The following is a 20,483-nucleotide window of genomic DNA, read 5'->3' on the forward strand; positions in this document are numbered from 1 at the left end:
AAGATGAATAAAGAAAATAAACTAATTCCTGGGTTACCCTCAGGATTTGAAGATCGATGGGGCAAAAAATTAATTCTCAAGAAAAAGTTAATTAATATTATTGAAGCTAATTTTGTAAAATTTGGTTTTGGCGCTCTTGAAACGCCTTCATTTGAAATTTCAGAGAACATAGGATCATTTCTTGCAGATGATGATAGTAATCCTATGTCTGACGTATTCTCATTCAAAGATGGGGAAAAAAATATTACACTTAGATATGATTTATCAAGTCCATTAGCTAGATTTGTTGCTCAAAATAATCAAGAATTACCCTTACCTTATAAAAGATATCAAATGGGTGATGTATGGAGAAACGAAAAAGCAGGCAATGCTCGCTATAGAAGCTTTTTACAATGTGATGCAGATATCGTTGGTAACGTTAATCCAGCTCAAGCCAATGCCGAACTTTGTAATTTAATTGCAAGTACACTTCTTGCCTGTGGTTTAAAAAAAGATCAGTTCGTTATTAACATTAGTAATAGAAAAATTGTTCAAGGTTTAATTGAAGACCTTAAAATATCCGATGATAAGAAGATAAAGGTTATGAGAGCAATAGATAAATTAGATAAGCCTGGCTTTGGTTTAAGAGGAGTTGAAGATTTATTAAAAGAAGAAAGAGTAGATGCAAGTGGAGCTGTTACAAAGGGTGCTAACTTAACAGATGATCAAGCTTCACAAATAATTAACTTCCTGAAAGTAAAAGATTTAGAAGAATTAAAAGAAAATTTAAAAAACCCTTTATCCCAAGAAGGAATTAAAGAACTAGAAGAATTATTAGAAATAGTAAGTTATGGAGATTATTTAGATCAAATAAAGACAAACTTTACAATTGTTAGAGGTCTTGCTTATTATGACGGATTTTGTGTTGAAACAAATTTAAATTTTAAGACAACAAATAACAAAGGCAAAGAAGTTGATATAGGAAGTATTTGTTCAGGTGGACAATATAACAAATTAATTTCAAGATTTAAGGGAGTTGATATTCCTGGAACTGGAATGAGTATTGGTGTTGACCGATTATTATTCGCTATGATGCAACTTGATCAAATTGAAGTTGATGAAAAAAAACCAGTCATTATTTGTGTAATGGATGAAAAGTATTTAAAAAATTATTATGAAATTTTAAAAGTTTTAAGAGACAATAATATTAACTCTGAAATATTTTTAGATAGTAAAAAAAATCTAGGCAAACAATTAACATATGCTAATAAAAAACAATGCCCGATAGCTGTTATTTGTGGTGAAAATGAATTTAAAGATAATACGATTACTTTAAAAAACCTTTTAGGAGTTAAAGGTGAAAATAATCAGTTAACGTTCCCAAAAGAAAATTTAATTAATGAAATCACAAAATTTATCTGAAAAAATTCTTAGATCGGTTAAATCTAAAGGGTTTAAATATATTGATTTACCTTCAGTAATTGAGGCCAATCATATCGTTCAACGATCTGGGGAAAATTTTAGAAAGTTTATTTTTTCATTTACTGATCAAAATGGTAGTGAACTTTGTCTAAGACCAGATCTCACAATAGCATCATGTTTAAGATACTTAGAAAACAATCTTAAAGGAAAAGAGAAAATATTTTATAGTGGTCAGGCTTATAGAAAATCAAATAATAAAAAAGATTCTATTATTAGAGATCAAGTTGGCTTTGAGATCATCGGTTCTAAAGATGAAAAAAAAGATGATAAAGAAATTATTAATACAGCCCTAAAATCTTTATCTAATTTACAATATTCATCAGGGACTTTAAAAATTGGTAATGTTGAGATTTTCAATTTATTAATTTCAAAATTAGATATCCCAAAAAGATGGAAGTTAAGGCTTTCAAGACACTTTTGGAGAGAAGTATACTTCAATGATTTATTAAAAAGGTTAGAGACAAACTCTGATGTGGACCCAACAATTGTTGAGGTTGATAAAAAGAGATATCAAAAAATGCTAAAAGATAAACAGCAAACAGTAGTTGCTGGACGATCAATTGAAGAGATTTTAAAGAGATTTGATAACAAGATTAAAGATCCAAGAAGAGCTAGTAGAGGTAAAAACGTTTCAAAAATTATTAAAGAGTTTTTAAAAATTAACTGTCCAATAGGACAAGCTGCTAAAAACCTTAATATTTTTTTTAAAAAAAATAAAATTAATTTAGTTGTGGATCAAAAATATTTCCCAACTTCATTAAATAAAATTCAAAAATTAAATGTAGAGTTCTCAGCGTCTTTTGGGCGTCAATTAGAATATTATACAGGCATGGTCTTTAAAATTGATATTAAATCTAAATCTAAAAATATTAACATCATTAACGGTGGACGTTATGACAAACTAATTTCAGACCTTGGATCAAAAAAACAAGTTCCAGCAGTAGGAGCTGCTTTAAATTTAAATTACTAATGATAAAAAATATTATTAATATCGGAATTCCAAGTAAAGGCAGATTGAGAGCCGATATCTTAAAGATATTTAAAAAAAATAGATTAAATTTAGTCTCAGAAAGAGGTGAGAGAGATTTATTGGGATCTATTAAAAACTTGAAAAATGTTAAGGTATTATATCTTCATGCAAGAGAGATAGTTGAAAGACTTGGAGATGGCTCTTTAGATCTTGGCTTTTCTGGATTTGATTTATTAAAAGAAAGTGAAGTAAATATTCAAAAAAAAATAAGTGTTGTTAAGAATTATGACTTTGGTAAAGCAACATTGGTTGTGGCTATCCCAGATCCTTGGATTGATGTTCAAACAGTAGCTGATTTAGAAGAAATTGCTTTTGAATTTAAAGATAAAAAGAAAAAAAGATTAAGAGTGGCAACTAAATATCCGAATTTAACAAGGGAGTTTTTGTTTTCAAAAGGAGTTACTCAATTTAAATTAGTTAGTAGTTTAGGTGCAACTGAAGCGTATCCTTTTACAGAGTCATCTGAAATTATAACTGATATTACTTCGTCTGGTGAAACTCTAAGAGCAAATAATCTTCGAATTCTTAAAGATGGTGAAATTTTAAAGTCAGAAGCCTGCATGATGGCTTCAAAATCTTCTTTAAAAAATGGTTTGGTTAAAAAACTAGTTAAGTTACTTTCGAAGTAAAGTATCTTTTACGTAAATTAAAATAATCCTAATAATATCAAGGTTTCTAAGTACTGCATAAGCTGCAACAATAGCTCCTATAATAAGTAGTATTTTTAGTATTAAGATTAATTCCATAGAGACAGTTTTAAATAATTACATATATAAATCAAATTTTTACTATAAAATATCTCCTAGAATCATGGACATAATTTTATTAACCGTATTAGTCTTGTTGTTAGGAGTTGCTTTAGCAATCCTTTATCTAAACTTAAGATCTAAGCCAAAAGATGGTAGTGAAAATAAAGAAGCTGAAGAGATGGCTAATTTAAAGACAGAAATTACTTCATTAAAAGATACCCTAAATACTACTATTAATACTTCACTTGGTTCAATGTCGACTTCTTTTAATAACCTATCAACTGGGGTAACTAAAGATATGACAGAGGCCCTAACAAAAGTTGATGAAAAAGTAGGAAATTTTAATAGTCAGGTCGAATTATTAAATAAAAGCCAAGAAGGTATAACAAAAATTTTAGCTGGAGTTAAAAAATATGGAACTCTTGCAGAGTTTTCATTAGATGCTCTAATCAAAGACTTATTACCTGCCTCTCAATTCATGACTAACGTTAAGATGAAAGAGGACACAAGCGAAAATGTTGAATTTGCAATTAAGCTTCAAGGAGATGTTCTAGTTCCAGTAGATAGTCATTTCCCAGTAGAAAAATTTAAAGCAATTACCGATGGTTATGATGCTGATGATAAAAAAGCTGTTGCAGATGCCAGAGCAAAATTAGCCACTGCTTTTAAAGCTAAAGCTAAAAGTGTTAATGAAAAATATATTGTTCCACCAAAGACAACAGATTTTGCAATAGTTTATGCGCCAACTGAAAGTTTATATAAAGAACTAACTGAATACCAAGATCCAACTACTAAAGAATTATTAACTCAAGAATTAATGAAAAAACATAAAGTTGTAATCTGTGGTCCAAATACTCTTTCTGCTTATTTGCAATCATTACACATGGGCTTTCAATCTTTAAAAGTTCAAAAAGGTGCAACAGAAATCTACGATCATCTAAAAACAATTAGCTCAAGATTTGGAAAACATTTTGAAAATATAGTTGCTCTTAGAAAAAAATTAGAAGAAGCAATGATTGTTGTTGATAAGTTTGGAACAGATGCAAGATCGATTAGCAGAAGCCTAGAAAATATTAAAGATCCTGAACGAGTTGATAAAGCCGTTCAAACAGAAAATGTAGAAAAATTTGTTGACCATTCAAAACAAGCAAAAAATTAATTTCTTTTTTTCTTCAATACCGCTTATAACAAACTATATGCAGTGGAATAATAAATTTACTTATCCAAAATCTATGAGATCAATGGTGAGTGGTTCAAGGATGTATGCTGTAAATCAAGAAAAGCTTCCTTCAGTAACTTCCATATTACAAGCAACACAAAGTGAAGAAAAAAAAGCATCTCTTGCAAATTGGAAGGCAAGAGTGGGGACTGCTGAAGCAAATAGAATTAAAAATGATGCTTCAAGTAGAGGCACATCAATGCATTCTCATTTAGAAAAATATTTATTAGGGCAATTAAATTTAGAGCTATTAGAAGAAGAGGCTAGCAAATCTAAAAAAATGGCAGACGAAATTATCGAACAAGGTATTAAAGGAAAATTGTCAGAAATTTATGGTACTGAAGCAACATTGTATTACCCTGGAAAATACGCAGGTACATGTGATGCAGTTGGTGTGTATGAAGGGCAAGAAACTATCATTGATTTTAAACAATCCAATAAACCAAAAAAAGAAGAGTGGATTGAGGACTATTATCTACAATTAGGGGCATATTCATTAGCTCATAACGTTGTCCATAATTCAAAAATAACCCAAGGAATTGTTTTACTTTGCACTGTAGATAATTTATTCCAAGACTTTAGAATTCAAGGTGAAAAACTAGAAGAATACCAAAACAAGTTTTTAGAAAAAGTAGAACAATACTATCATCAAAGGAATATGAACTAATATGAATTTAGCAATATGGGACATTGAATCTAGTAGTGCCAATACTTCATGGGGAAGTATTATTGAAGTAGGTGGTATTTTAGTTGACCCAAATTTTAAAGAATTAGATCGTTTTAATTTTAGATGTAGATTACCAGAAGGAGAAGTTCCTCAAGCAATGGCTTTGATAGTTAACAAGACTAGTGTTGATTTATTAACTAAAGGAAATTTAAGTCATTACCAAATGTTATCTCAGTTAGAAGCAACATTTAAAAAATGGAGCCCAGCAATATTCATGGGTTGGTCAAACATTGGCTTTGATGATGAGATGATAAGAAACGAATTCTTTAGAGGAATTAGATATCCTTATATCACCAATGCAACCCCTAACAAAAGACATGATGGTTTAAACATTGCAAGAGGTGCCCATGCAGTTGATGAGAGTGTTATAAAAACTGAAACAAATGCAAAAGGTAATGCGGTCATGAAACTAGAGTCGTTAGCTAGAATGAATGGCTTTGAATCAAGTGGAGCTCACTCAGCTTTATTTGATGCAGAACTAACCGTTAAGGTTTTAGGATTAATTAAAAAAAATCAACCTCAGACTTGGGATACATTTTTAAGAACAGCAAACAAGAGTGATACTGAGACGATATTTAAAACTGAAAAAATGTTTACATTAGCAGAATATCATTTTGGTAAAAATTATAGATTTGTAGTTGCACCACTTCACCCAAAACATTGTATTCACCCAATCTATCAATGGGGCCAAGCTTTTGATCTTAAAATTGATCCTATTCCATTATTTGATATGTCAATTTCTGAACTTAAAAGTGCTATTAAAAAATTAAAGTTTTTAAGAACTATACGATCAAATAAAGCTCCTATAATTCTAGACGCAAGTTATGGACTACAAGTTGAACCATATAGCAATCTTGATCCTGATCTAATTAAAGAGCGTGCAAAATTAGTAAACAGTAATGAGAGATTTTCTCAAAATGTTTTAACCGCATTACGAGAAACAGCTGAAGAAAAAGCACAATTCGATTCACAAGTTGATTTACTGGCAGAAGAGACAATTTATAAAAAATTTACTCCTCAAAAAGATACAGCTTTATTTCCAAAATGGCATGCAGCTTCTTGGAAAGATAAATTAATATTATTAGATAAATTTGAAGACGAGAGAATGGTAAGCTTTGGAAAAAAAATAATATATCAAGAATCACCTGAGACACTTCCTCCTGATATGTTTAAGACCATTAAACGTGGAATAGCCGAAAGAATATTAAGTGATGAAAAAGAAAAATGGTGGACATGCAAAGAATTTTATTTTGAGTGTGATAATTTAAGAGATAGATATACCAACGAAAAAGATGAGAAAAAGCTCAAGTTTTTAGACGAAATTAATGAGTTCGTTGAAGGTATTCAAAAAAAATACGAACAAGTATAATAAGTCTCTGTTAATTAACTAAAAAAATCCTTTTTTACATATTGAATAAATCTAATAAGAATTTATATATGAAATATGCTTATTGATTTTAAAGACGAGGAATTTGAAACAAAAATTAAGAATGAAGATATCTCTGTAGTTCAATTTTCTGCAGAATGGTGTGCTCCTTGCAAGAGCCTTAAACCCATCATGGATAAGTTTTCAGATAGCTACAAAGATAAAGCAAACTTTTATTATGCCGACATAGAAAATGGTGGAATTAACACAGGTTCAGCTGCTGGTGTAAGAGGTGTACCAACTGTTATTGTTTACAAAAAAGGTGTTGAAGTAGACAGAAAAGTTGGTGGAGTTGCTGAGAGTCAAATGAAAGAATTTCTAGATAAGAATATCTAGTTTAAGTTTAAAACTTCTCCCGCAAGATACAAAGACCCTGTAATTAAAATAATATCATTTTCTTGAAGATCAATTGAGCTAATTGCTTCCTCAATAGAATTTTTATAATTAATATTTTCAAAATTTTTAATTTTCTCTTTAAGTTCACTTCCCTTAATAGCATTGGGTTGATTTGGAATGTCAATTGTTGTTAATGATTTAATATCTTTAAAGTAACTCATATATTCATTGTGATCTTTGTTGGCCATCATTCCTAAAATAATATGTTTGTTACAATTTAGACTTTGAAGATATTCATTTAATACCTTTGCGCCAAGTGGGTTATGAGATCCATCAACAAATAATAAATTATTACTATTTAAATCTTTTAATTTTCCAGATTTTAACTCTTGTAGTCGTGCGATACTTTCTATTTTAGTAATACCACTCTTAATATGTTCATCAGTTATTTTATAGTCTGCTAATTGTCTAACAGTTGCAATTGCTGTAGAGACATTTTCTAATTGAAATTCTCCAGGCAAATTGGGTTTTGGAAGTTTAAGAGAACCAAATTCATCTTCAAAATAAAAAAAATTATTTTCTTTTAAGGTAAAATTATAGTTTTTATTAAAGATTATTTTTTTAGAAGAGTTATCTTTAATTGTATCCTCAATACTTTTGTTAATTTCATTTGAGCTTTGTTTTGCAACTACGATTTTAGAGTTTAACAAAGTGGATGTTTTCTCAAATATTATTTTTTCAACTGTTTGCTCTTCTTTTGGAAGCCAATCTAAGTGATCCAGACCAATAGCTGTTACAATACTAGCTAAGTTTTTTTTTAAAATGTTGGTTGCATCAAATCTATGAAATAGACCTGACTCAATTAAGTTAATGTTTTCAGGGTATTTCTTTGCGTAATGAAAATAAGCAACAGTTAAAATTTCAAAGAAAGTGATTTGTGTTTGATTGTTAGCTTCTTCTATTTCAGAAAAAAGATTGGCTAATTCATCATCTGTTAGAGGCTTATTGTTAAAGACAAATCTCTCATTAATTTTTTGAATGTGAGGACTGGTATAAATATTACATTTATAATCAGCCTCTTTTAAAATTGCATAAAGTGCCTGGATAGTCGAAAATTTTCCGTTCGTGCCAACAATAGAAATGCAACTGATTTGATCTTGAGGATTGCCTAATTTTTCTAAAAGATTTTTAGTTCGATCTAGACTTAGATCAATCTCTTTAGGATGCAGCTTTTGTAAGCGCTCTACTATCTTCTGAAGTTTCATTTTCTGATGAATTTATAGCAGAATTTTTCTTTAACAATATTGATAATAATGATCCAATTTTTTCTCTTAAGTCTTTTCTCTCTACAATTAAATCTACAAAGCCAGTTTTTTCTACATACTCACTTCTTTGAAAGCCTTCTGGTAACTCTTCTCTTACAGTGCCTTGAATTACTCTTGCTCCTGCAAAAGCTATAAGAGCTCCTGGTTCTGCTAAGTGCAGATCACCTAACATTGCATATGACGCTGTAATACCACCAGCAGTTGGATCAGTTAGAACAACAATATAGGGTAAATTATTTTTCTTTAGTTCGTTAATTGCAAGTGTCGTCCTTGTCATTTGACTTAAAGATATAAGACTTTCCATCATTCTCATTCCGCCACCAGAAGTAAACACTACAAAAGGTTGCTCATTTTCTATTGCATGTTGAATTCCGTATAAAAAAGCTTCACCTTCTGCAGCACCAATTGAGCCACCTACAAAATCAAAATCAGATGCAATTGCTGTGATTTTTAAATTTAGAATATTAGTATTAACAACCATCATTCCACAATCCATGCCAGTTTTTTTTCTAGCAGCTTTTAATCTATCTTTATAAGGTTTTGCATCATTCCAATTTAAAGGGTCATCTTGAGGAATTGGAGTTTTTAAAACTTCATAATTATTTTTGCCAAATATAATGTCAAATCTCTGACGTGGGCTTATTCTGTGGTGTTTATTACAAGATGGGCAAACCCATAAGTTTTCCTCTAAATTTTTTTTTAAGATTGGTCCCTTACAACATGAGGTCCAGTCACTATTAGCTATCTCTGTTTTGGTTGCACGTGCTTTAATGATGGTTTTAATCTTTTCACCAAATCTTAAAGTTTTTTTAATCCAATTCATGCTATTTTTTTTCTTAACTTTAACACAATATTAGTTACATTTGTGACAGGATTTTGGCGTTTTTTAATAGAATTTGATATTTCTTTACATAAAGCACTGCCAACCACTAATCCATCAGCCTTTCTTAGAGATGCTATGGTTTTTTCAGTGATCCCAAAGCCTATTACAATATTCTTATTCTTGTTAAGTTTTTTAATTTTACTGTAACGCTCTAAAATTTTTTTAGGCGAAACCTTTAGCTTGCCACCAGTTGTTGAGAGCATACTGATATAATAGACCATATCATGTGAGTCTCTTATAATCTTTTTCATTCTGTCTAGAGACGTAGTAGGAGACACTAATTGAATAAAACTAATATCTTTTTTCTTACATTTTTTTGCAAATTCTTTATTTTCTGGATAAGGAAGGTCAACAACAATTAATCCATCTACTCCTACTTTTTTACAAATATTTATAAAGTTATTATCTCCATATTGATAAATCATATTATAATAACCCATCAATATTACTGGTTTTGATTGTTTTGATTTTTTAAAATCTTTAACTATTGAAAAAACATCTTTAATTTTGATACCATTTTTCAAAGCTCTATAAGCGCTTGATTGAATCTGTCCACCATCTGCAATTGGAGTGTTATGAGGAAATCCTATTTCGCAAATGTCAGCATATTTTGCAATTGATTTTAATATCTCAAGAGACTTCTTTTTAGTATTATCTCCAGCTACCGTGTAAGTTAGTAATGCAGGTCTCTTTTCAGTTTTTACTTTTTTAAATGCTAAGTTGATTAATGACATCTTAGTTAATTTTTCCCAATCTTTCTTTTAAAATATCACGATCTTTTTTGGCATCACCACAAGAATTAACAATAATGATAGTATCTTTGTTTAATTTTGGAGCAATTTTTATAGCTTCAGCAAAAGCATGACTAGGTTCAAGACTTGGGTTTATTTTTTCAAGTTTTGTAACTAGTTTGTATGCATTTAAAGCAGCCTCATCAGTTGCAGATATATATCTTGCTCTTTTAGTATCTTTTAAGAAGCAGTGAATAGGGGATACCCCAGGATAATCTAATCCAGCAGAAATAGAAGCAGTATCGTTAATTTGTCCTTCACTATTTTGACAAACATAAGCTGCAGCTCCATGTAATATTCCAAGTTTAGCTCTATTAGTTAGAGGTGCTGCATGCAGTTTTGAACTTTTTGGTCCACCAGCTTCAACACCAATTAATTCAATCTGCTTTTTGTCATAATCAATAAACTCACTCCAAAACCCATAAGCTGAACTTCCACCTCCAACACAATTAATGAGTTTAATTTTTTTAGGCATCTTTTTAAATTCTGACTGAATTTGAACTTTTAATTCTCTTGAAATTTGAGCTGTACTCCAGCCACAAATTTTAACAAATATATTAGGGCCTACTGTTGATCCAACACACATATGGGTGTTATCGCAATTTGAAACCCAATAACGCATGCATTCACTGACAGCATCTACTAATGTTTGGCTTCCTGAATAAACGGGCACAACTTCTGCACCATTCTTTTTCATCGCATCTACATTAGGTTTTTGTCTTTTAATATCCTTTGCACCCATGAATATTTTGCATTTAAGGCCAAATTTTTTAGCAGCCATACTCAGCATCTTTCCAGCATAACCTGCACCCGTATCACCAACGACATATTTTTTCCCTGCTTTTTTAGCAATAAGGCAATGAACTGTTGCATTATAAATTTTATGAGCTCCTCCGTTCGCCTCTGACACCATTTTGGCATATATTTGAGCTCCACTTAAGTGATCTGATAGGTTTTGAAGTTTAACAAATGAAGTAGGAGAGCCTATATAATTCTTAAAATAATAGTCTCTCTCTTTAAGAAATTTCTTATCGTATCTAAGTTTTTCAAAAAGTTCAGTTAAATCCTCAATAGGCTTTTTTAAAGTTTCAGGTATAAAATTACCACCAAATTTACCACCCCAAAATCCATTTTTGTTGTGCTGATCGATTAAAGGAATTTTTTTTTTAAGTTTCATTGTTAATTAATTTAATTTTATTTAAAAAAATATTTATTTTTGAAATATCTTTTAATCCAGATGTTTCTAGACCTCCAGAAATATCTATAATGTCTGCTATTTCTTTATAATTTTCAAGGTTATCTTCAATTTGAATATTCCCAGCAAGCATCAATTCTTTATTAATTTTAATATTTTTAATTAATTGATGATCAAAGGACATGCTTTTTTCATAACCTTTACTGTCGAATAATATTATATCTGCAAGCTCATTATATTCTAAATATTTAACTGTGTCATTTTGATCTTTTACAGTTATCGCAACAATAATTTTCTTATTATATTTTTCTTTAACTGATTTAACTTCAGTAGGTGTACAATCATAAAGTTGATAATAATCGAATGGTAAATCCTTTATTTTTTCTAATATATCTTCATTAGGTTTAACTAATACAGCAACATATTCTGATTTTTTTTTATCAACTTTTAATAGCTTTTTAAGCTTGTTGTGTTCAACAAATCTTTTTGATTTAGGCCAATTACAAATAAACCCTATCATCTTAGGTGGAGTAGGATGGGAAGTTAAAAATTCTAAAGTTTTAGAGTCGGAGATCCCACAAATCTTGCAGGGTTGGATCATTGATTTAAGTGATTAATTAATCTTTTAATGTTGTTTTTGATATTACCCTTTATTAATGACCTTCCCATTACAATACCAGAAACTTTATTTTTAAAAGCATCATTAGGAGTCATTACTCTAGATTGATCATTTGCATCATCTCCAGGTAGCCTTATTCCTGGCGTAACAATAAATAAATTTTTGTATTTTTTCCTAACTATTTTTGCTTCTTGTGCAGAACACACAATTCCAGCTGCACCTGATTTTTTTATAAGACCAGCTTGTTTTAATACTAACTGCTCTACGGTCTTGGTGTGACCAATTTCTTCAAGAGATTTTTTGTTAAGGCTTGTTAAAATTGTAACTCCTAATACTTTTAAATTTTTGTTAATTGATTTAGCTTTTTTTGTAATAGCTTTAAGCATTTCAAGGCCACCGCTTACATGAACTGTAATATATTTACATTTCTTTAAATCTTTTAAACTATCCATTGCAGATAAAGCAGTTTGTGGAATATCATTTATTTTTAAATCTAAGAAATAATCTCTCTTAAAATTTTGAAGAAAAGCTCTCCCACTTTTTGAATAAAAGAACTGTAAGCCAAATTTTGGAATTATTTGAAGTTTATTAGTTTTCGTATCGCTAATTATTTTTTTTATTTCTTTTAAGCTTGATGTATCACAAGCAACAAAGATATTTTTATTCATCATTGTTTAATTTTTTAAACATTTCCTTAGACATTTTAAAGTGAATTGTTTTTTTTTCAGGCGTATTCACTTTCTCTCCCGTTTTGGGGTTTCTTGATATTCTTGCTTTTTGAATATTAGTAGAGAACATTCCAAAACCTCTTAATTCAACACGATCTCCTCGTTTAAGGGCCTGCTTTATTTCAGTAAGAATAATATCAGTAAACTTTTCTAGGTCTTTTTTTAAAAAATTTGGGTAGTTATTAGCGAGTTGTTTTAGAAGCTTTGATTTTACAATAGCCAATTTTTATTCGTCTTCTTTTTTCTTTTTCTCTAAATCATCAGATAATGATGAGAAAGGTAAGTTTTTACCACTTGCTTCAGAACCATAAGTATCTAGTGCAACTTTACGCTCAATTTCCTCTAAAAGTTTAATACTTAATGTTGCTTTTCTTTTATCTATATCTAACTCTTGAATAGCACAGTCAATTCTTTCTCCACCTGTAAATCTAGCAGGTCTTGCATCAGCAGCATTAATAGCAATTGCAGATTTTTTAATAATGAAGTCCATTTCACAGCCCTCAGGTCTTACAACAAGACCTTTGTTGTCAGTTGAAATAATCTTAACAGTAATAGTTTGTTTAACCTTTTTATCATTAAACCAATCAAAAGGGTCTGGTTGAGTTTGACGTAAGCCAACTCTAACTTTTTGTTCTGCTGCTTTTACTTCTAACACTTTAACTTTTAATTTATCTCCAATTTTATATTTAGCTAATTCTTCTTCACCATTATTTAGGTAAGTTAAATCATTACAATGCAAGAAAGCATCAATATCTAAGCCATCAACTTTTAAGAAAATAGAATATTCATTTTTACTTGCAACCTCACCCTCAACCTCAGATCCAATTGGGTAAGTTTTTTCAAATGTTTCAAAAGGGTTATCAGTTGTTAAACGGTGAGATATTGCCACTCTTCTTTTTTCTTTATCAATTTCAGTGATTACACAATCAATTTCATCTCCAACTTTAAACATTTTTTTTGCAGAAATATTTTTTTTAGTCCAACTTAATTCACTTGAGTGCAATAAAGTTGATAATCCTTTTTCAAGCTCACAAAAAGCTCCAAAGTCCATAAGCTTAACGACTTTTACTTTATAGATTTTGTTTAGTTCATAATTTGAAATGTTTTCAAAAGGGTCTGGTGTAAGTTGTTTTACTGAACAACCAACCTGAAGCTTTTCAAGATCAACACTGATTACTTTAAGGTCATGTTTCTCACCAATTGTAAAAACTTCATCAGGGTGATTAACTCTTGAATAAGAAATTTCTTGTAAGTGAACTAAAACATCAAGCTCACCATTAACACTAAAAAAACAACCAAATGAACTGTAGCCTTTTACTTCAGCACCTTTAATTATATCCCCAACTTTGAATTTTTCGACAATTTTAATTTTATCTTCTTTTTTAAATGAAGAGATTATTTCTCTTCTAGAAACACATGCGTTTCCTCTAACTTTATCTAATTTTATTAGAGCAAATTTTTGAGGCTCATTCATTAAATGACTAATGTCTTTTAATGGTTTATCTGAAATTTGAGATCCAGGTAAAAACATTAAAGAACCAGTATCGATGTGTTCAACTATGCATCCACCTTTAACACGTCCAGTAATTTTACCCATGATAGGTTCATTTTTTTCATACGCTTCAACAAGTTTGTCCCAACCTTGAATTTTTTGAGCTTTTGAAGCTGATACTAGTACTTCACCTTTTTTATCTTCTAACCTTTCAAGAAGAACAGAAATTTTTTCACCTACTTTTGCTTTATCAAGCATACCCATGCTTTTTAATTCATTAATATCCAAGATAGGCTCTGATTTTAAACCAGGTACTTCAAGAAATACAAAGTTATCAGTAACTTTGTTTACTACACCAGTAATAATTTTTCCTTCTTCAAGATTTGCTGTTTTAGTAAACTGTGAATTTAGTAATTGTTCGAATTCTTTAGATGCGGGGTTTGAAAGGTCTTTATAAATTTCCATTAAGCTTTTAGTTTCCTATCCATAATTTGTTTAATTTTTAAAAAGCATGATCTTTTAGTTAAATTCGTGGTATTAATCAAGACCGAATCTCGAGTTCTCATAAGAGGTGAAACTTTTCTATTATAGTCACTTTTGTCACGGTTTTTGATACTTTTTAGGACTTCATTAAAAGATATTTTCTTATTTAGTCCTTTTAACTCTTTATACCTTCTTAAAGCTCTAGTCTTAGTATTTGCTGTTATAAAAAATTTAAAATCAGCATCAGGAATTATCTTATAAGTTATGTCTCTTCCATCTAAACAAGATCCATTATACTTTTTGGGAGGATGATAAGCGCTTTTAATTTGAAATGCATGAACAAGTTTTCTTATTTTTTTATCTTTTGATATAATTGATGCCATTGTTCCAACTTCATCCGATAATAATTTTTTATTTTGCAAATCTTTCATAGTTAATTTGAGCATCTTTTTTTTTATTAAACTATGACTATACTTATTTTGTTGAGTAAGTTTAATATTTGCAATTAATCTATAAATTTTTCCTGTATCTAAATAAAATAAGTTAAAATGTTTAGAAATTAATTTTGCTTGAGTGCCGGCACCAGCAGCAGCAGGTGAGTCTATTGCGATTTTAATTTTTTTTTTAAGCTTCATAGTGATGAATGGTTTATATTTTTAATTATCTTCAAAAAAGATGGAAAGGAAGTATTTATAGAATCTTTATCGTGAATTTTCCATTTTCCACCAAAGGTTAAGGCAGCAATTGTGCTCATCATAAAAACTCTATGATCCTTTAGATAGTTTTTAACAGTTATTGGTTTTTTTATTTCTAAATCAGGTTGTCCATAAATCTTAATAGAATCGTTTGTTAAATCTGTTTTTATACCCATCATATTTAAAATTTTAGAACCCCAAATTAATCTCGGACTTTCTTTTTGGTTTAGTTCTGAAAGGTCTTTAAAATAAGAAATACCTTTTGCTTTTGCGGCAATTAAAAAAATAACCAAAAATTCATCAATGGCACTACTATTTAATTCTACTGGACAATTAATAGCTTTAAGTTTTTTTGAACTTTTTATTAAAATATCAGAAATTTTTTCTCCTCTATAATTTTTTTGGTTTTCAAGTGTTATTTTGGCTCCCATTTTTTTTAAGATTGTAATAACTCCCACTCTAGAAGGATTGATATTTACATTCTTAATTAAAAGTTTTGAATTATCAGCAAGCGTTGTTAGTACCATAAAAAAAGAACTGGAACTTATGTCTCCTGGAATTTGATAATTGAAGGCACTAATTTTTTTTGGTTTTTTAATATCTATAAAATCAAATTTTTTAGTTTTTCTTACTTTGATAGGAATTTTTAAATATTTAAAAAGTAACTCTGTGTGATTTCTTGATTTCTTTGCTTTAATAGAAGTTGTTCCTGATGCATTTAGTGCTGCAAGCATTACGCTACTTTTGCATTGAGCTGAACCTTTGTTCTCAAAATATTTAATACCTTTTGCTGTTTGTATGCCAAGAATTGTTAAAGGCAGTTTATTTTTTATTTTATAAGAAAATTTAACACCAAATTTGCTTAAAGGTGTGGTCACTCTTGAAAAATCTCTCTTAGATAAACTTTTGTCACCAATTATTTTTATTTTTTTAGGAGATTTAATTAAAAGACCTAAAATTAACCTACCAAGTGTTCCAGAATTTTTAGCATCTATTGTTAAGCTTTTATTGTATTTAAAGCCATTAATTCCATTGCCTACTATTTCACAGTAATTTTTTTGTATCCTCACTTTTACGCCAAGTTTTTTGATACTATCAATTGCAGCTAATACATCTTCTGACATTAAAAGGTTGTAACCTTTTGATTTTCCAATTGCTTGGGAGGCTAAAAGGACCCACCTTATACTTAAGCTTTTATCACCACTAACTTCTATTTTTTTTTTGAATGAATTAATTTTTTTTTTAATTGCAAGTATTTTTGCCATTTTAATTAAATTTAAAGGCGTCGCCAAAATAGGCATTTTTTGCTTCAACATTATTAACTAAATCGTTGGGTGAGCCGTGAGCCACAATTTTACAATTAGACAAAATCAAAGCAATATCTACGCAGGACAGTAAATCTCTTGCTTGATGATCACAGATACAGATTGTTATATTGTTTTCCGTTTGTAAGTTAACTATAATTTCCTGAAGCATTTTAATTGTAAGAACATCTAGTGCTGCAAAACATTCATCAAGCAATAAAATTTCAGGATCACTTAATAAAGCTAATGCAATCACTAGTTTTTTTTTTTGACCACCAGACAAATATTTTGCTTTAGTGTCTCTAATGGCATCAAGCTCAAATTTAGCAATTAATTGATCAATTTTATTTTTAATCAATTCTTTTTCTAATATTACTATTTCAGCAATTGCTTTTAAATTTTCTAATAATGTAAGATCACCAAAATATCCTCCGTACTGAGGAACATAGCCAATCTTAAACTTTGTAGTCCTTAAATATATTGGGTAGTCATTAACAACAGTACCTCTAAAATTAATTTTACCATAGTCTGGCTTTATTAAACCTGTAATTAAATTAAAAATAGTTGATTTTCCAACTCCATTAGGTCCCAACATTCCAAGAATTTGTCCATGATTTATTTTGAAGCTCACGTTATCTAAAATTTTTCTATTTCCAAATGATAAAGATATATTATCCAACGATATTATAGGCTGGGGATTTTTAAATGATTTAATTCTAAATTTTTTTATAAGAGCCATATTAATTTATTCCCTCAATTATAACTTTTTTAGACTGATCAAGCATAAAAATTTTAGTATCATTATTGGTAAGATTCACTTCTATTTTATCAGCAATCATTTTTGTCTTACTACCAACATAAACAATATTAGTTGAGAAAATACCAATATTATTTACAAAAGAAAAATCTAGTAACTCACCTGTTATTTTATGCCCAGGATAAGTTGCTATAACATTTTTTGAAAAAATAGTGTCATAATTTTTTGAATTATATTTCGCAAAATCTGAAGTTACTTTAATTGTGCTAGTGTTTTTAAGGGTTATAAAAGCAGCTACATTTTCTAAAAACATTATATCAGGTTCATTTATTTTAATTTTTGTTCTATCAGCTAAAATTTCATATTTGTTTTCACCAATTTTAGAAATGTAACTAATATTTTCTATATAATTACTGGTTTCGTCTTTAATGTTTTCAGTTTTTAAGGTCTTCATTTTAGTTGCCAAATCTTCTGAGTCTTTAGTAAAATAATTTAAATACACAGCTGATGAGATTAAGATTATTATTAAAACTATTATTAACTGAATTAAACTTTTTTGACCCATCTAATTGATGTTAGTCTCTAATATTTTATGAATATGTAGTATTCCAACAGTTCTTTTTAAGTTTTTTTTGCTGTGAACACATAAAGAGGTGATCTTTTTGCTATTCATGATTGATAACGCTTTTTCTACTAAGGTATCTTTATCAATACTGATGGGGTTTAAAGTCATAACCTCTTTAACAGTTAAACTCTGTAGATTGTCATTTACCTCATTAAACCTTCTAATTTGACCATCTGTAATAACTCCTGTTGTAATCCCTTTGCTATTACTAACTACCAATATTCCAAGTTTTTTATTTGATATTATTTGTAAAGCTTTTTTCATTATTAAATTACCATTTACAAAAGGAATTTTATTTCCAGTTATCATTATCTCCTCTACTGTTCTTAGTTTGGCCCCAAGATTTCCTGAAGGATGAAATTTTTTAAAATCTTTTTTGCTAATTTTTTTTTGATTTAGAGTTGATATTGCTAATGCATCACCAATACTTAATTGATTTATAGTACTTGAAGTTGGAACAATACCAAGTCCTGCCTCAGTTACCTCTGGTATAAGTAACTTAATGTCTGACGCTTTATATAGTATTGAGTCTTTTTTAGACATTATGCCTATTAAAGTAATTTTATTTCTGTTGGCATATTTTATTATATTCTTTAATTCTTCTGTAGATCCTGAATAACTTATTAAAATTAAAATATCTTTTTTTGAAATGCTACCAAGATCACCATGAGAACAGTCATTTGCAGATAGTGAAAATGAAGGTGTTCCAACAGAAGAAAGTGTTGCTGAAATTTTTGCTGCTATTAATCCACTTTTGCCAACACCACATAGTATTACTTTAGATTGACATTTTGATATTGCGTCAACAGCGTCATTAAATGAATTATTAATTGAATTTTTTAATTTTTTTAGAGCTTTGATTTCAAGATCAATTACATTCTTTGCAATTTTTTTATAATTTCTTTTTTTCATTTAATGAGACCATATATCGTCTTTAAATAAAGCCAAATCAAGATCAACTCTAGTTTTTAAAAATGCTAAACAGTTTTTATATAAATCAATTCGTTTTTCTCTTACTAGAATTTTATTTAATTCTTCATGAATTTTATGCAAATAAATAACATCATTAGCGCAATATTTTAATTGTGCTGGAGATAGTTCCCCTCCAAAATCTGAACTTTGAAATTGTTTACTTACATCTACGTTCATAAATTCTTTAATTAACGTTTTTAGGGAGTGACTATCAGAATAGGATCTAGCTAGCTTTGAAGCAATTTTTGTATCAAGAATATTATTAGTTTCTGTTTTTAGGTAGTGCTTTATGTGAGCCATGTCCGCCCTACCATAATGAAATATTTTTATGATTGATGCGTCAGAAAGAACTTTATTTAAGTTTGGAGCATCATATTTTTCCCTATCAAGCTGGATAATATGAGCATCAGAATTACCAGTTGATATTTGAATAAGGCATAAAGGATCACGCTTAACATTGAGGCCCATAAACTCTCCATCAACCGCTATAATATTGCCTAAATCTAAATCTTCTGGTAGATCATTCTTGTGAAGTTTAATATCAATATTCATTTTTAATTATATATATATGAAAGCAAAAAATTGTCTAATTTTTGGCGGTAGTGGTCAAATAGGTCGTCATTTAATAAGAAAGCTTACTAAAAATAATTATAAAGTGACTGTGGTTACTAGAAACCTTCATCAAAAAGGATATGCAATAAAAACTCAAGCTAATGCAGGTTACATAGACATTGTTGAAGCTAATATCTTTGATGAAAAAAAAATTAGAAAGCTTTTTTCCCAAACTGATATTTGTATAAATTTAATTGGTATTTTATATGAAAGTGGCAAGGGCAATACTTTCAAAAATATTCACTCTATTTTTCCATCTATTTTATCTAAACTTTGTAAAGAATATAAAGTTCAGCAATTTATTCATTTGTCAGCATTAGGGATAAATAATGCACCAGACTCAGAGTATGCAAAAAGTAAATTAGATGGTGAACTAAATATTCAAAAAAATTTTCCTTTAGCAACAATATTAAGGCCTTCTGTAGTTTATTCAGTTGATGATAATTTTACTACGTCTTTTATGACCTTACTTAGTAGGCTTCCGTTTTTTCCACTTTATTATAATGGATCAACTAAATTTGCTCCAATACATTGTTCGGATTTAACTGATACCATTTATCATGTTGTCTCTAAAAATATTTACTCTAAAATTATAGAGTGTGTTGGGCCTGACATCTTATCCTTAAAAGAAATTTTAAAAAAATTATTACATTTAATAGATAAAAAAAGATTATTAGTACCATTACCTCTTTTTTTAGCAACTATGTCTGCTAAAGTTTTTCAATTATTTCCAAAACCACTTCTAACAATAGATCAGCTTACACTTTTAAAATATGACAATGTTCCTTCAGGAAAATATCAAACTAATGCTGATATTGGGGTTCCAAGTACAAGAGTATTTGATAATGAAGTAGAAAAATATAGCTATATGTGGAGAGAAGGTGGGCAATTTTCTACAAAAAAATATAATCCTGCTAATTCTTAATAGAATTTCCTATACTAAAATTGTATGATTATTTATGATAATTAATATTATTTATTTTTTAATATTCTCAATTTTCTCTTACCTAATTTATCTAATCATAAAATCTCTGATCAGAGGGTTTAATGGAAA

The 20,483-nt window shown here is 29.2% G+C and carries 22 protein-coding genes; 8 read left to right on the plus strand and 14 right to left on the minus strand.

All coding sequences use genetic code 11. The annotated features are described in order from the left end of the window. The first annotated feature begins 3 nt into the window (after positions 1-3). From hisS to AC5SL3_RS00420, 7 genes are all read left to right on the plus strand, one after another. The gene (hisS, locus tag AC5SL3_RS00390) at positions 4-1,401 is read left to right on the plus strand and encodes a histidine--tRNA ligase (RefSeq protein WP_494578170.1); all 1,398 of its coding nucleotides are present in this window, start codon (positions 4-6) and stop codon (positions 1,399-1,401) included. Next, the gene (locus AC5SL3_RS00395) at positions 1,379-2,431 is read left to right on the plus strand and encodes an ATP phosphoribosyltransferase regulatory subunit (RefSeq protein ID WP_494578171.1); all 1,053 of its coding nucleotides are present in this window, start codon (positions 1,379-1,381) and stop codon (positions 2,429-2,431) included. Before hisS ends, AC5SL3_RS00395 begins: the two co-directional genes overlap by 23 nt. Continuing rightward, entirely contained in the window at positions 2,431-3,120 is a 690-nt protein-coding gene (hisG, locus tag AC5SL3_RS00400) for an ATP phosphoribosyltransferase (RefSeq protein WP_494578173.1), read from the plus strand. The genes AC5SL3_RS00395 and hisG overlap by 1 nt, the downstream gene beginning before the upstream one ends. A 181-nt stretch (positions 3,121-3,301) precedes the next feature. Then, a complete protein-coding gene (locus AC5SL3_RS00405) occupies positions 3,302-4,399 on the plus strand; it encodes a DNA recombination protein RmuC (RefSeq protein ID WP_494578174.1) in 1,098 nt (365 codons plus the stop codon). A gap of 37 nt (positions 4,400-4,436) precedes the next feature. Then, positions 4,437-5,126, plus strand: a complete 690-nt coding sequence (locus AC5SL3_RS00410; RefSeq protein WP_271510623.1) for a hypothetical protein — start codon at positions 4,437-4,439, stop codon at positions 5,124-5,126. Between the two features lies 1 nt (position 5,127). Continuing rightward, positions 5,128-6,555, plus strand: coding sequence for an exonuclease domain-containing protein (locus AC5SL3_RS00415; protein ID WP_494578176.1), 1,428 nt, complete (start codon positions 5,128-5,130; stop codon positions 6,553-6,555). 75 nt (positions 6,556-6,630) lie between these two features. After that, positions 6,631-6,948 carry a thioredoxin family protein gene (locus AC5SL3_RS00420; RefSeq protein ID WP_011281744.1) on the plus strand — a complete coding sequence of 106 codons (318 nt, stop codon included), beginning with the start codon at positions 6,631-6,633 and terminating at the stop codon, positions 6,946-6,948. Here the strand turns inward: AC5SL3_RS00420 and AC5SL3_RS00425 are convergent. Genes AC5SL3_RS00425 through AC5SL3_RS00490 form a run of 14 tightly spaced genes read right to left on the minus strand, consistent with a single transcriptional unit; the run spans position 6,945 to position 19,369 of the window. Next, complete coding sequence (locus AC5SL3_RS00425; RefSeq protein WP_494578177.1) at positions 6,945-8,213, minus strand: bifunctional folylpolyglutamate synthase/dihydrofolate synthase; 1,269 nt, start codon at positions 8,211-8,213, stop codon at positions 6,945-6,947. The two genes, AC5SL3_RS00420 and AC5SL3_RS00425, sit on opposite strands and share 4 nt — an antisense overlap. Then, positions 8,167-9,096, minus strand: a complete 930-nt coding sequence (locus AC5SL3_RS00430; protein ID WP_494578179.1) for an acetyl-CoA carboxylase carboxyltransferase subunit beta — start codon at positions 9,094-9,096, stop codon at positions 8,167-8,169. The genes AC5SL3_RS00425 and AC5SL3_RS00430 overlap by 47 nt, the downstream gene beginning before the upstream one ends. Then, positions 9,093-9,890 (minus strand): tryptophan synthase subunit alpha, encoded by a 798-nt coding sequence (gene trpA, locus AC5SL3_RS00435; RefSeq protein ID WP_020169042.1) that lies wholly within the window; start codon positions 9,888-9,890, stop codon positions 9,093-9,095. The genes AC5SL3_RS00430 and trpA overlap by 4 nt, the downstream gene beginning before the upstream one ends. Position 9,891: 1 nt before the next feature. Continuing rightward, a complete protein-coding gene (trpB, locus tag AC5SL3_RS00440) occupies positions 9,892-11,124 on the minus strand; it encodes a tryptophan synthase subunit beta (protein ID WP_494578181.1) in 1,233 nt (410 codons plus the stop codon). Continuing rightward, positions 11,114-11,743: a phosphoribosylanthranilate isomerase gene (locus AC5SL3_RS00445; RefSeq protein WP_494578183.1), complete on the minus strand. Its 630-nt coding sequence runs from the start codon at positions 11,741-11,743 to the stop codon at positions 11,114-11,116. The genes trpB and AC5SL3_RS00445 overlap by 11 nt, the downstream gene beginning before the upstream one ends. Next, positions 11,740-12,432: an orotidine-5'-phosphate decarboxylase gene (pyrF, locus tag AC5SL3_RS00450; RefSeq protein WP_011281748.1), complete on the minus strand. Its 693-nt coding sequence runs from the start codon at positions 12,430-12,432 to the stop codon at positions 11,740-11,742. The genes AC5SL3_RS00445 and pyrF overlap by 4 nt, the downstream gene beginning before the upstream one ends. Beyond that, entirely contained in the window at positions 12,422-12,712 is a 291-nt protein-coding gene (locus tag AC5SL3_RS00455; RefSeq protein WP_006997412.1) for an HU family DNA-binding protein, read from the minus strand. Before AC5SL3_RS00455 ends, pyrF begins: the two co-directional genes overlap by 11 nt. Positions 12,713-12,715: 3 nt before the next feature. After that, complete coding sequence (locus AC5SL3_RS00460) at positions 12,716-14,446, minus strand: S1 RNA-binding domain-containing protein (RefSeq protein WP_006997411.1); 1,731 nt, start codon at positions 14,444-14,446, stop codon at positions 12,716-12,718. Then, positions 14,446-15,099: a (d)CMP kinase gene (locus tag AC5SL3_RS00465; RefSeq protein ID WP_271485500.1), complete on the minus strand. Its 654-nt coding sequence runs from the start codon at positions 15,097-15,099 to the stop codon at positions 14,446-14,448. Before AC5SL3_RS00465 ends, AC5SL3_RS00460 begins: the two co-directional genes overlap by 1 nt. Further along, positions 15,096-16,475, minus strand: coding sequence for a 3-phosphoshikimate 1-carboxyvinyltransferase (aroA, locus tag AC5SL3_RS00470; RefSeq protein WP_271485499.1), 1,380 nt, complete (start codon positions 16,473-16,475; stop codon positions 15,096-15,098). Before aroA ends, AC5SL3_RS00465 begins: the two co-directional genes overlap by 4 nt. After that, entirely contained in the window at positions 16,426-17,202 is a 777-nt protein-coding gene (locus AC5SL3_RS00475) for an ATP-binding cassette domain-containing protein (RefSeq protein WP_271766180.1), read from the minus strand. Before AC5SL3_RS00475 ends, aroA begins: the two co-directional genes overlap by 50 nt. A gap of 1 nt (position 17,203) precedes the next feature. Then, the gene (gene lptC, locus AC5SL3_RS00480; protein WP_494578186.1) at positions 17,204-17,785 is read right to left on the minus strand and encodes an LPS export ABC transporter periplasmic protein LptC; all 582 of its coding nucleotides are present in this window, start codon (positions 17,783-17,785) and stop codon (positions 17,204-17,206) included. Further along, positions 17,786-18,757, minus strand: a complete 972-nt coding sequence (locus tag AC5SL3_RS00485) for a KpsF/GutQ family sugar-phosphate isomerase (RefSeq protein WP_494578188.1) — start codon at positions 18,755-18,757, stop codon at positions 17,786-17,788. Continuing rightward, on the minus strand, positions 18,758-19,369 hold the full coding sequence (locus tag AC5SL3_RS00490; RefSeq protein ID WP_494578190.1) for a ribonuclease D: 612 nt from the start codon (positions 19,367-19,369) through the stop codon (positions 18,758-18,760). Positions 19,370-19,385: 16 nt separating this feature from the next. Here AC5SL3_RS00490 and AC5SL3_RS00495 point away from each other — a divergent pair, with 16 nt between their 5' ends. Next, positions 19,386-20,354, plus strand: a complete 969-nt coding sequence (locus AC5SL3_RS00495) for a complex I NDUFA9 subunit family protein (RefSeq protein WP_494578192.1) — start codon at positions 19,386-19,388, stop codon at positions 20,352-20,354. Positions 20,355-20,483: the final 129 nt, after the last annotated feature.

The organism is Candidatus Pelagibacter sp. PS_34 (assembly GCF_059417845.1).